This is a genomic window from Actinoplanes sp. NBC_00393, from assembly GCF_036053395.1.
Taxonomy (GTDB): domain Bacteria; phylum Actinomycetota; class Actinomycetes; order Mycobacteriales; family Micromonosporaceae; genus Actinoplanes.
The window spans coordinates 6591444-6603736 of the sequence record NZ_CP107942.1; the positions used below are offsets into that span (position 1 = coordinate 6591444).

The window sequence follows — 12293 nt, forward strand, 5'->3', positions numbered from 1 at the left end:
GATGACGAGTTGTGGAAGCTGATCGAGCCGGTGCTACCGCCGTGGCCGCAGAAGGCTTCCGGGCCGCGGCCGGTACCCGATCGGCAGTGTCTGCAGGGCATCTTGTTCGTGCTGCATACCGGCATTGGCTGGGAAGATCTGCCGCAGGAACTCGGCTTCGGCTCGGGCATGACCTGCTGGCGCCGACTGCACCGCTGGACCGAGGCGGGCGTATTCGACCAAGGTCCACGAGATACTGCTGGCCCGGGTGAACGCGGCGAACCGGATCGACTGGACACGGGCGGCGATGGACGGCAGTCACATCGACGCGAAAAAGGGGGTTCCGGGACAGGCCCGTCGCCGGTCAAGCGCGGCAAGCCCGGCTCGAAGCACCACCTGATCTGCGACGGCAATGGCAGCCCGATCTACGTGCTGACCAGCGGCACGAACGTGCCCGACATTAGCCGCGCCGTCGACCTGCTCGACTGCTACCCACCCATCGCCGGACGCCCCGGGCCGGCCCCGCCGCCGATTCGACGCTCTCCTCGCGGACAAGGGATACGACAGCGACGCCTTCCGGCGCGCCTGCTGGGAGCGTGGAACTGAGCCGATCATCCCGAAGCGCAAGACCAGCGGAGTCAAAGGCCTGGGCAGGCTGCGCTACGTCGTGGAGCAGACCTTCGCTCTGCTCCACCAGTTCCGCCGACTCGCCGTGCGCTGGGAACGCCGCCTCGACATCCATGACGGCGGTCACCAGGGTGTTCCTGGTGACCTTGAGGCAGCCACGACATTGCCGCCGCTGTTCATCGTTGCCCGCTTGATCAGGCGGTCACGCTGGTCCGAGCCATGCGGGTCGGCCCAGATCTCCACGACCCGATTCCGGTCACTCACAGCGGCCGCCGCGGTCGGGCAAGCGACCCGGAATGGCAGCAACGCAACCGGCTGACCAGGTCAGCCTTCCGGATGCGCGCCGAGCACGTCGACCGGCTGACCGACACCCTCAACAACCTGCCGGCGAAGATCGGCGCCCGATCCTGGCCGCCTGGAACGCGAAAGAGGACCTGCTCGACCTGCTCGCGCTCGCCCGCACCCACCCGAACCGGGAAACCATCGCCCGGCTGCTGCACCGCTTCTACACCCGCTGCGCCGACCCTGACCTGCTCGAACTGCACCGGCACGCCACCACGATCGAGACCTGGTGGCCGGAAATCCTCGCGTTCCTGCACACCGGCATCACCAACGCCGGCTCCGAAGGCACCAACCGCGTCATCAAGCCCGTCGCCCGCGAGGCCTACGGATTCCGCAACCCCGAAAACCAACGCCTCCGCACCTGCGCGACCACAACCCGCCGCCACCGCGGACACCTCAACCCCGCTTAACTTCGAAGAGTCGGCATAGGTGACCTTCTGGAGATGATCGGGGAAACTAAAGGTTAGGCAAACAGAGCAGCGCAGTGACACTCTCACACGGTCACACATCTGCCGACACCCGGACTCCCGGATCTCAACGTAGAGTCCGATGCATATGAAATCACGGTGACACGGAACGCAAACGGTGTAACCCGAAAGGGACGCCAAATCGCCGGACCACACTGGACCACTTCGCTACTTCGGCGCCCTGCCCAACCGAATCACGCAAGCACAGAATTAGTGCGGGTTGGTAGAAACCTTTTGGCCGGCCGATCGTTGCGCCCGTCGCCTGATGGAGCGACGGACGAGGGTGTGCGGATATGCGCCGGCGTACCCCAGAAACTGGTGCTCACCGGCCCAGCTTCATGAGTCACAACTTTCCAGAATCTCCTTCGACCAAACGGGATTCCGGAACCCTGACACCAGCCTCGATTTGCGGAGCTCTCTTACCGCCGGTTTTGGCTGTCGGACCCGGTTGCGCCTGAAAGCCAGATCGCGTCCACTTACCCCGCCCTCAAAATCTCCTGAGATTGGCCCATTTGAGTGACTACTCAGCGCTGGCCTCGGGCGTTGATCAACGTAGGCAGGGCACGCAATCACGGTATACGTCGGCAGCAATCCTTAAGGCGGTCAGGTTGGCGGACGAGGCCCTACCCGTGGCGCACCACTTGCCTGCCCAAACCAAAAGTAGCGGGTCGCGGCTGGCCGGTGCCCGGGTGCTCATCGTGTCGATGTACTACCGGCCGGAGACGACGGGCTCAGCCCCGTACACGGCGGACTTGGCCGAGCACCTCGCTGTGATGGGTGCTCACGTACGGGTCGTCGCGGCGCAACCCCACTACCCGGCGTGGCGGCGTCCCGAGGGCGTGCCGAACGCGCTCACGGTTTCGTATGAGGACGGTGTCGAGGTAGTACGGGTGCCCGGCTACGTGCCCCGCCGACCGACCCTGCTCCGACGGGCGCTTTACGAGCTCGCGTATGTGTTGGCGGCGCGTTTCCACGTCCGGGCCGACGATGCCGATCTCGTGTTGGCCTGCACCCCCTCCTTGTTCGCAGGTTGGCTGGGTGCGCGGGTCGCGGCGAAGTCCGGGTTGCCGTGCATGACGGTGGCGCAGGACCTGATCACCAGCGCGGCACAGCAGTCGGGCATGGGCGGTGCCGGCCGGGTAGGCAGGGTGCTGTCTGCGATTGAGGCCCGCACCTTCCGGCGCAGCGTGCACGTGACGGTCCCCTCCGCGGCCTTCGTACCCGTCGTGCAGCGACTCGCGCCAGACACACCGGTGACCGTGGTGCCCAACTGGTCGCGGATCGCGGATACGGTGCCCGAGGATGCGGGGCCGGAGGGCGACGCGCCTCGCCGGGTGGCACGGGAGGCGTTGCGGCAGCGGCTGGGCTGGCAGGGCCGGCTCGTCATCGCGCACACCGGCAACATGGGGCTCAAGCAGGGCTTGGAGGATCTGGCCCCGGCGCTGCGCCACCTGGCACGCGCCACACCTGAGGCGCTGGTGTCGTTCGTCGGCGAGGGTAGCCGGCGGTTCGCCCTGGAGGCGGCAACGGCCGGCCTGGGCAACGTCGAAATCCGCGATCCGGTCCCCGCCGAGGAGTATCCGCTGCTGCTGAACGCGGCGGATGCACTGCTCGTACACGAGCGGAGCACGGTGCGGGACATGAGCCTGCCAAGCAAGCTGACCAGCTACTTCACCGCCGGACGCCCAGTGCTTGCCGTGGTTCGCGACGACTCCGCAACGGCAGCCGAGCTGGCCCGCAGCGGTGCAGGGCTGCTGGTGGAGCCGCTGGACCCGGCGGCCTTCACGGACCGTGTCGCGGCGCTACGGGGTGACCCGGACCTGTGCGCACGGCTCGGCGCGGCCGGCACGGCGTACGCACGGCGGCATCTGCACCCGACGGCCGCACTCGACGGGCTTTCACGCCTGCTGGAAGCCGTGTTGAGGGATTCGACGTATTCAAGAGAGGCTGGAGTATGAAACGGGCGCTGATCACGGGAATCACCGGCCAGGACGGTTCCTACCTGACGGAGCTATTGCTGGAGAAGGGCTACGAGGTGCATGGGATCATCCGGCGCGCTTCGACGTTCAACACCTCCCGCATCGATCACCTTTACCAGGACCCGCATGATCCGGATACCCGCTTCTTTTTGCATTACGGTGATCTCACCGACGGCAGTCGCCTGGTGACCCTGCTAGAAAAAGTGCAGCCCGATGAGGTTTACAACCTAGCGGCACAGAGCCATGTGCGAGTCTCCTTCGACGAGCCGGATTTCACCGGCCAGACCACCGGGCTGGGCACCACCCGCCTCCTCGAAGCGATCCGCATGATAGGGCTGAACTGCCGCTACTACCAGGCAAGCAGCTCGGAGATGTTTGGCGCCTCGCCCCCGCCGCAGAACGAAGAAACTCCGTTCTACCCCCGCAGCCCGTACGGCGTGGCCAAGGTCTACTCGTATTGGATGACCCGCAACTACCGAGAGTCCTATGGGATGTTCGCAGTCAACGGAATCCTCTTCAACCACGAAAGCCCCCGTCGTGGCGAGACCTTCGTGACCCGGAAGATCGCCATGGCGGCGGCCCGGATCGCCGCCGGCAAGCAGGAGCACCTCTACCTCGGAAATCTCGACGCCGTACGCGACTGGGGCTACGCCCCCGAATACGTCGATGCCATGTGGCGCATGCTTCAGCACGACGAACCCATGGACTACGTCATCGCCACCGGAACCGCCCACACAGTCCGCGACTTCGTTCAGTTCTGCTTCGAGCACGTCGGTCTAGACTGGCAGAAGTACGTACGCTTCGACGAGCGCTACCTACGGCCGGCGGAAGTAGATGCCCTCATTGGAGACGCCGCACGGGCGCGATTCGTCCTATCGTGGACAGCGACCACTCACGCCAGAGAGTTGGCGGCGACGATGGTGGAAAGTGAACAGCAGGTGGTCATCCCACGGGTCGGGAAAGTCGAGACCCAACAAGACTGCACAGCGGGTCCCCAATGACTGTGACCCTGGTGTCCAATATTGCACACAGCATCTTCACGGCACGAGCCCTTTGCGATGCGAACCTGCTCGCGAAATATTATGCTCCGGTCCTCGCCGACACGATTCCCGAGGGATTACCAAATCGGTGGGCAAGGCAACTCAAGAAGAGATACTTTGATGAGTCCCTAGGGCTTCCTAGGCACACTCTATACGCCATGGAGTTCGCCTCTCAGACCGTCCGGACACTCCCACTGAGCTACGACATCATCCGGACGATTCATGCTCGCGCAGTCGAGTTATGTATACCGCGCAGGGTAGGCAAGGCGGCCGTTCTTCATGCGCACTCCGGAATCTGCACCGCACAATTACTTCAAGCAAAACGGCACGGATCTACAGTGATTTGCGATCATAGATCGCGTTTCCCGGGACACGCGGGGGAAAATGACCCCCTAGCTAATCGGCTCCGCCAGGAGTTCGACGCTGCGGACTATATCCTAACAAGCTCTGCATTGGCACGTAGCGACTTCCTCGACAGAGGGTTTCCCGCCGAGAAGGTGGTGGCGATTCCACTAGGAGTGTCCACGGACAGATTCGTTCCCAGAGAACAGGCACGTCGACTCGAAACGCCCTCGCGCATCTTCTTCGCCGGACGGATCTCCTACCTCAAGGGAGTCGACCTCATCCTCCGTGCAGCCAAGCGCCTCGGGCCGCAATATCAGTTCCGCTTAGCCGGCACCATCCGGGATGCCGAGGTCTTGCACGACGGGATTCCCGGCAATGTGCGGATCCTCGGGCAGCTAACGCAAGAAGCACTGCAGGAGGAGTTCCACAACTCGCACCTGCTTGTGTTGCCAAGCCGCTCCGACGCCTTCGGTCTGGTCGCCGTTGAAGCGATGGCGACCGGCCTACCCGTCATCATCAGCGACAGTTGTGGAGTGGCAGACGCTGTCGCCCTCAACTCGGCAGGCGCGGTCTTTCCGGACTCGGATATCGACGCGTTCATCAATAGTGTGCAGGAGTTGCTCAAGGATTCACATGAATACGCCCGACTTCAGCACAACGCCCTGACAACTGCAAAACAGCACTCGTGGCGGGCGTATGGCAACCGAGTAGTACAGCTCTACAAGGAGCGCATACTCTGAGCATCCGCCACGGAGTTCCCACTCCCCTCGCCAGGCCCCAGCCAAGTTCCATAAAGAGCCCATGCGGGCTCCCGGGCGGTACAAAATGACCTTATCGAGTACAAACGTGACGCGCACAGCGAGGACGCTACTTCGATCCCCGTCGCTCCCTACATATACGTCATACTCCGCGGTGGTCACCCTTAATGTAATCGGCGGCGTCCTGGTGTCTCGTCAACTCGGCCCCGATGGACGCGGCATACTAGCCGCATACACGCAGCCTGCTACCGCCGTGCCAGTCCTCCTTGACCTCGGCCTCTCGAGCGCGACGGTTTTCTTTGCTTCGCAGGGCAGACTCACACCAAGACACTCGGTGACGATACTCCTTCTCCCCACCTTCGCACTTGCGCTAGCGGGCAGCGGGATCACCGCCCTGATCGTCTTGGCCAACCCGCACAGTGCTTCCATCCCGGCACTCGTTCTCGTCGCGCTTCTGACGTTTCTCACGATCTGCGCTCGGCCCCTTCTTGCCCTCCTCAAGGCTTACCGCTCGGGATGGGGATTCCTAGTTACGTCGGTCTCAATACCAGTCATATACATTTCCACTCTCGCCTTTCTCTTACTGACGCATCGCACGATCTCGCTCGTATCCGTAGTTGGATCTTCCGTTCTTGCCAGTCTGGCTGCCCTCTTCGTTGCGCTCAGCCGTGTCGTCCATCTTCACAGGCGTCGACCAACGGAAAACGAGCCCGTCTCCTCAAGGCAGCTCTTTACGTACGGCGTAAAAGCCCACCTGGGCACTATCGCACCGATAGACGGCCTTCAAGTGGATCTCTTTGTTGCCGTCTTCCTTCTTTCGCCAACCTCGGCAGGCATCTACGCTGTTTCCGTCTCAGCCGCACTTCTCATCAGAGTCCAAGGTGCCGGGCTCAGCGCCGTCCTCTTTCCAAAGTTCGCCGCCGGCGCCGTTCCGGCGGATCAACGCCTCCGACAGTCCCTACTCGCTTCCGGCGTTATTCTTGGTATCGCACCGGCGCTGACTCCCCCACTGCAACAATTGATTGTATTTGCATACGGACGGGATTTCCAACCCGCACCGAGCCTTCTCTTGACGCTGCTCATTGCAGCAAGCCTCAGCGTTGTAAGACTCATACTTTCAGACTTCCTTAGATCACTCAGTCGCCCAGAGTACCCAACGGTCATCGAAATTGTCACGGTTCTCTTCTTCGCGAGCGTGGCCATGTTGTTACGTGATTCGTGCACCGATCTCCGTATCGCCACGCTCCTTCTAATGTCGCAATTGGCGGCGACCGTCGCCGCCTTCATCTGTGCAGCAAGGCTTTCCCGGACCAAGCACGTCGAGCTCGACTGCGCCACGTCACCGAGATCGTTACAAGATGGCTGATACAAGGAATGACCCGCCTCGCGTCTCAGCCTATGATGTGTTCCAATTCCGGCAACGCCCCTATGCCGCCCTCCTCAGCGCCAAACGCGGCGCACTCCGGTCTTTACGGCATCTCCCCACGTTTACGCCGAAGAGGCGGTTTCTAGCCATGCTTATAAGTGGGATCGCGGCTACTCGCATCCCCATTGGGCGGACTGCGGAACCACTCCGGCCAGTGTTTGGCGTCTCCATTTCCCACCTTCTTCAGTGCGTAACTGCGCGAGAACCAACTGCATTCGCTCCGGTCATTCATTGGAGCACCAATCCTCAACGGCCCAGAGCCTACGTCGTTGTGGATACGAGCAGCGAACAGCTGTTCGTCAAGGTTGCACCGCTCGCTCAAAAGTGGGCGCTAATTCGGGAAGGTGAGACACTCCAGTTACTCGGCGGACGCTATGCCGACTTTCTGGTTCCTCAGTTCCGATATGCCGTCAACCTGGGATGCAGTTATCTGGTTGCTTCCACCCTTATTTCGGGAGCAACGTCGGTGCCTAGATTCCCTGGCGAGCTCCGATCCGCAATCGCCGCACGCTTCGCCGCCAGCCGCCGCTCCCCCCTGCCGGCCGCCTCTCCACCGGCCTGGACCCGACCGGATTCGCCCGAGTCCGACGTTCCCCACCTAAGCGCCGCCGTTCGCTGGCTTCAAGATACCGAGGCACCCATTGCCATTGCCCCGGTTCATGGGGATCTGACGAAGTCCAACATCCTCAAACAGAAGGACCGATATTGGCTCATCGACTGGGAATCGTCCTTTACTGAAGGTCCCGTTTCAGTTGATCTGGTCGCAAATCATGTCGATATGCTGACTCATTCTCGGCTGACCGCGACTGCGGACGAGATTTCGAACTCCACTGACCTACCCATGGCTGACACCGTAGCGGCACTTGTGTTCCTGGGAGCTAGAGGGAATGCAGCCGCCCTAGACTCGCTTAGGAGAACGTTTCCGTGACCAAACAAACGTACCGCCAGGCCTTTTCGTCGCACGACGCAGCGGCGGCCTACGCGAAGCGATACACAAACAGCACGTACGATAATCTCTTGTGGGATATCGAGCGCGAGCAACTCCGCGAGCTAATCCGGAGTCACTGCGCGGAGTCCAGTCGTCACCGAGCACTTGACTTTGCCACTGGAACCGGCCGAGTATTGCCGGTGATCTCTGAGTTCTTTCCGTCGGTAGTCGGTGTAGATGTAGCCCAGCCGATGCTCGATATCGCGAAGGCGAGTTGCCCCACCGCGACTCTTCATCAAGCTGATCTTAGTACGGGCGCATTGCTTCCGGAGGCACCCTTCCAGCTGGTGACAGCCTTTCGCTTCCTTTTCAACGCCGAGGAAGAGCTTCGAGCGAGCGCTCTCCGAGGGATTCGAGCGAATCTGGCGGATGAGGGTTCCGTCCTCATTATTAACAACCACGGGAGTACACCCTCAATTCGATCCGTCTCGCACGCTGCCTGGACTATGGTTCGCCCCTTCTTGAAGCTCAACCACAACCGCCTCAGCCATCGCGCTGTGATGCGCCTCCTGAAGGACTCTGGCTTTGAGATTGTCGAGTGGAGGTCGACAGGTTTGGCCGGCGAGAAATTGTGGCGGCTCCTTCCATCTGCAATCGTTGCTCGAGTCGAAAGAAAGGCATCAAGAAGTCGGGCTATGAAATGGGTTCTTCTCAATCGGCTGTACGCATGCCGTCCGCTTACAAATCCAAGTGTCAGGTAGGGGTATTCGCGTGGTTTCGAGACTCCTGCCAATTTCGGATCCGTTCAGATCACGGCCTTCCGATTTTTCATTGGCCCTTGTAGTCTTCTTCTCGTCCTTGCTCGGACTCTGCGCGCTCGGACTCTGCGCAGCCGTAGTCTCGGATACTCCCCTGGGCGCCCCGATTCTTCTGGCTGTGCTTTCCTTCACTCTCACCATGGTGATCATCCGGGTCACGTCAGGCGGTCTGGATCTATTCAATCCCGCAGTCATCTTTTCGCTCAGCTTCGCGCTGCTGTTCGTCATCCGGCCGATCTATGAGCTTCGATCATCGTCGTTCGGGGAATCCTTTCTTGGCCTCCCCATACCCGCGACTATGGGCAAAGCCGTCGTTGTCGCGTCCTTCGGGTTGTTATTCTTTGGCGTTGGTTACGGTATGCCCCTTGGAAAGACACTCGGTCAGCGAGTTCCTCCACCTTCGCACATAGAATGCCCAACCTTTTTCAAAGGTAGAATTTTTGTTGTCTTCTTTATCAGTGCCCTTGGCTTCGCGTCATTGGTAGCTTCGCACGGCGGGTTAGCTTTCCTGATGTCCCTTTGGGCGGGCCGGTCTCCCGAGGTGACTCTAGCGCTTCGTAGTAGCTCGGGTTATCTATACCTGGCGCCTCTCGCAGTGACCGGAATCTCCGTTTGGATCTTTGCAATCGGCGTCCGGGCGCGACGAAAGCTTTGGATCGTGATCGCGTTGATTCTTATGATTTATAGCGATATCGCGGTCCTTGGGCTGGGGAGTAGGAGCTATTTCTTGCCCCAGATTCTCGCCTTGGCCATGGCCTACTACCTCGTACGAAACAGGCGTCCCTCCCTTTCAGCTTTGCTTGCCGCAGTCGTTGTCGTTTTCGTGATCGGGATTACGCTTCCACGTGTCTACAGAGACACCCAAGTAAACGAAAACGGCCTTACCTCAGCTTGGTCTACGTCGGTGGACGTCCGTCAATCACTGGACGACTTTCTTCTCGGCCCGGACACCGCCATGGTAGACGCGCTCGCCTTTGAGGTCGATGCTGTTCCGGAACGGTATGACTTCACGTACGGGGCCACCTTTGTAAACGCTCTTGCTAAACCTGTCCCGAGGACATTGTGGGCCTCTAAGCCTCGAAGCGCGGATGAGGAGCTCAACGCACTTCTGTTTTCTAGCAGCTACGAAAGGGGGACTGGGGTGGCCTTCTCGGTCTTTGGCGAGCCCTGGCTCAACCTGGGTTGGGTGGGTGAGATCTTGGTCCTGAGCACCTTGGGGATAGCCGCGCGAGCGCTCTATGAATTCTTGCAGAAGAACCGTGCCAACGCCGCAGCCATCGCGGTCTTTGCTGTTTGTTCACCCTACGCCTTTGTATTTATGCGGGGCGGTATCGGCGTCGACTACTTCAGGATGGCGTTTGCACTGCTACCTCTGCTCTGGGTGTTGCGGGGCGTAGCCGAACTACGCTTCGGACCTTCGCGAAGCGCAGGCCTTCCGCAGCCCTGATCGCGATCTCGCAAGGGGCCTGAATGCTGACCGATTGTGGCGCCTCTGCTATTTGGTACCACCGAGGTGATCTCAGCGAGAGGAATGAGCCTGCCCTGATCGACGCGGGCATACCGGGACAGGTCGGACGGTCCGGGATGTAGGCGTGGAGCCATCGATAGACATGTTCTTGCGACAGATACAAGTCTTCGAGGGCTCCACGTGATCGGTTATCTTGCCATGCTCGACGTGCCCAGGGAACTCGTGCGTCACCTCGCCCGACTCCTGACGGATCACCGCCGGCTGCTCGGGACACGCCGCCGGACACGGGCCCTGACCTGCTACTACCAGGCGCTGATGATCCTGATCTGGTTCCGCAAGGTCGAGGACACCGCCCTGCTCGGCGCCGGTTTCGGGGTCTGCCGGGCGACCGCGTACCGCTACATCGCCGAAGGCATCACGGTACTGGCCGCCCAACGACCTGATCTGCACGACGCCCTGCGCTGCGCCGCCGATGACGGCTGGGCCTTCGTGATCCTCGACGGCAAGTTGTTCGACAGCGATCGCTTGGCCGAAACCACCACCAGCATCAAAGGCAAGACGATCGACGCCTGGTACTCGGGAAAGCACCGCGACTTCGGCGCCAACATCCAGGCGATCATCAATCCGGACGGACTTCCGATCTGGACCGCCGAGGCGATGCCGGACCATCTTCACGACCTGAGCTGCGCCCGGGAACTCGGCATCACCGCCGCCCTCAACTGGGCAGCCGCCGAACTCGACCTGCCCGCCCTCGCCGACGCCGACTACGAAGGCGCAGGTCACGGCATCAAGACCCCGACCCGGCAACCCGCCGACGGCAAACCCCTCGCCGTCGCCAACCACACGGTGAACCGGCTCTTACGCGGCCTGCGTTGGCAAGGCGAGCAGGGCTTTGCCATGCTGACCGGCCGCTGGAAAACACACCGGCACAGCACCATCAGCCTGACAAGAATCGGCGACGTCGTCGCCGCAGCACTTCACCTCACGCACTTCGAATACCGATATCTATCCGGAGGTCGCTGAGATCACCTCACTATCTGCGTACATTGCTTCAAGTTCATCGACCACCACGCTTAGAGAATATGTTGACGCAGCCGTTTCAAGAGCTCTCTTGCCAAGCTCTCTACGGCGGTCACGGTCAAGGATCAGATGGCGTATGGCTCGGACAATCTCGTCCTCCGCCGGATCAACAACCTCGGCCGCACCTTCATGATCAAGCGATGATGACAGTCCGCAACTCGTTGTGCAAACAACCGGGATGCCCGCGGCCAATGCTTCCAAAACGGTCATGGGATAGGGTTCGTGCACTGATGGGAGGACGTAGACGTCTGCCATCCGCAAACGAGCAATCGCCGCCTCGTGGTCCAGAGCACCTTCATAGGTTAGGCGTCGTCCAATTGCAGGGTGCTCTGCCAGAAGCTCCATCACGAGCGGAAGATCTCCCTCGTCGGGCCCGACGATGCTGAACCGTGCGGGTACGCCTTCAATGATGAGAGCTGCGGCTGCGCGGGCAAAGGTCATCACCCGCTTACGCGGGTGGAGCCGCGCCATAAATAGGATGTCGAGCAGGCCGGCTGTTTCGTCGGGTGCGCGCCGCACGTGCCGTTGATTTACCGCGATTCCGTTGCGGAGCCGCAAAGGGCTTCGTTTTCCTCTCGTCACACGGACGAGGTCATCGTCCTCGGCCGGCGTCAGGGAGAGCAAATGCGTCGCTCCGTCTAGCGCGGGAAGTGTCAGACCGAGGTCGATCAGCCGGGCGGTGAGCCGTCCGTCAGGCCGAATCATACCGTGGGTCTGGACGACGTACGGCGTGCCGGCTCGTCTCAGAGCGGACGCCGCAATCAGCGGTACCAAGTCGCGTGCGAGATGCAGATGGGCTACGTCGAAATCCTTCGCATGCTTCCGGATCCAATGATGCATATCGACCGAATAGAGGCTGGCATGTCGGTATCCGGGAAGGACGGATCTGCTTGGCCACAAACGCGCTGGAACACCCTCCAGTTGCGTGGGCGGTGCACCGCTTCCTTGCCATCCGGCGCTGAGAAGGACGTCATGGCCTCGACGACGGAGCTCGGCACAGTGACCGATGGCCACCGTCAAGGGTCCACCGTATGAT

At 61.2% G+C, this 12293-nt stretch carries 10 protein-coding genes and 2 pseudogenes; 11 read left to right on the top strand and 1 reads right to left on the bottom strand.

Annotated features, from left to right (window positions below; all coding sequences use genetic code 11):
* Positions 1–30 precede the first annotated feature (30 nt).
* The 11 genes and pseudogenes from OHA21_RS30565 to OHA21_RS30610 all read left to right on the top strand — a co-directional run bounded on the left by OHA21_RS30565 (position 31) and on the right by OHA21_RS30610 (position 11200).
* Positions 31–585 carry a transposase gene (locus OHA21_RS30565; protein WP_328478619.1) on the top strand — a complete coding sequence of 185 codons (555 nt, stop codon included), beginning with the start codon at positions 31–33 and terminating at the stop codon, positions 583–585.
* A pseudogene (locus tag OHA21_RS30570) lies at positions 563–925 on the top strand (hypothetical protein); the annotation flags it as partial. The gene OHA21_RS30565 and the pseudogene OHA21_RS30570, both read left to right, overlap by 23 nt.
* A pseudogene (locus tag OHA21_RS30575) lies at positions 865–1358 on the top strand (transposase); the annotation flags it as partial. The pseudogenes OHA21_RS30570 and OHA21_RS30575, both read left to right, overlap by 61 nt.
* A 761-nt stretch (positions 1359–2119) precedes the next feature.
* Positions 2120–3373: a glycosyltransferase family 4 protein gene (locus tag OHA21_RS30580; RefSeq protein ID WP_328478621.1), complete on the top strand. Its 1254-nt coding sequence runs from the start codon at positions 2120–2122 to the stop codon at positions 3371–3373.
* Complete coding sequence (gmd, locus tag OHA21_RS30585) at positions 3370–4395, top strand: GDP-mannose 4,6-dehydratase (protein WP_328460728.1); 1026 nt, start codon at positions 3370–3372, stop codon at positions 4393–4395. Before OHA21_RS30580 ends, gmd begins: the two co-directional genes overlap by 4 nt.
* 491 nt (positions 4396–4886) lie before the next feature.
* Positions 4887–5519: a glycosyltransferase family 4 protein gene (locus tag OHA21_RS30590; RefSeq protein ID WP_328460730.1), complete on the top strand. Its 633-nt coding sequence runs from the start codon at positions 4887–4889 to the stop codon at positions 5517–5519.
* Between the two features lie 85 nt (positions 5520–5604).
* Positions 5605–6903, top strand: a complete 1299-nt coding sequence (locus tag OHA21_RS30595) for a lipopolysaccharide biosynthesis protein (RefSeq protein WP_328478623.1) — start codon at positions 5605–5607, stop codon at positions 6901–6903.
* A 331-nt stretch (positions 6904–7234) separates the two neighbouring features.
* Positions 7235–7891, top strand: a complete 657-nt coding sequence (locus OHA21_RS30600; protein WP_328460732.1) for a phosphotransferase family protein — start codon at positions 7235–7237, stop codon at positions 7889–7891.
* A complete protein-coding gene (locus OHA21_RS52825) occupies positions 7888–8652 on the top strand; it encodes a class I SAM-dependent DNA methyltransferase (RefSeq protein ID WP_442874914.1) in 765 nt (254 codons plus the stop codon). Before OHA21_RS30600 ends, OHA21_RS52825 begins: the two co-directional genes overlap by 4 nt.
* A gap of 196 nt (positions 8653–8848) precedes the next feature.
* A complete protein-coding gene (locus OHA21_RS30605; protein ID WP_328460734.1) occupies positions 8849–10156 on the top strand; it encodes an O-antigen polymerase in 1308 nt (435 codons plus the stop codon).
* A 201-nt stretch (positions 10157–10357) separates the two neighbouring features.
* Entirely contained in the window at positions 10358–11200 is an 843-nt protein-coding gene (locus OHA21_RS30610) for a transposase family protein (RefSeq protein WP_328460736.1), read from the top strand.
* Here the strand turns inward: OHA21_RS30610 and OHA21_RS30615 are convergent.
* Positions 11183–12277 carry a glycosyltransferase gene (locus tag OHA21_RS30615; RefSeq protein WP_328460738.1) on the bottom strand — a complete coding sequence of 365 codons (1095 nt, stop codon included), beginning with the start codon at positions 12275–12277 and terminating at the stop codon, positions 11183–11185. The genes OHA21_RS30610 and OHA21_RS30615 overlap by 18 nt on opposite strands.
* Positions 12278–12293 lie beyond the last annotated feature (16 nt).

Bases quoted from the DNA above. Each gene is read 5' to 3' on its own strand.
- OHA21_RS30580 (WP_328478621.1), top strand. From the start codon at position 2,120: ATGTACTACCGGCCGGAGACGACGGGCTCAGCCCCGTACACGGCGGAC.
- gmd (WP_328460728.1), top strand. From the start codon at position 3,370: ATGAAACGGGCGCTGATCACGGGAATCACCGGCCAGGACGGTTCCTAC.
- OHA21_RS30595 (WP_328478623.1), top strand. From the start codon at position 5,605: ATGACCTTATCGAGTACAAACGTGACGCGCACAGCGAGGACGCTACTT.
- OHA21_RS30605 (WP_328460734.1), top strand. From the start codon at position 8,849: ATGGTGATCATCCGGGTCACGTCAGGCGGTCTGGATCTATTCAATCCC.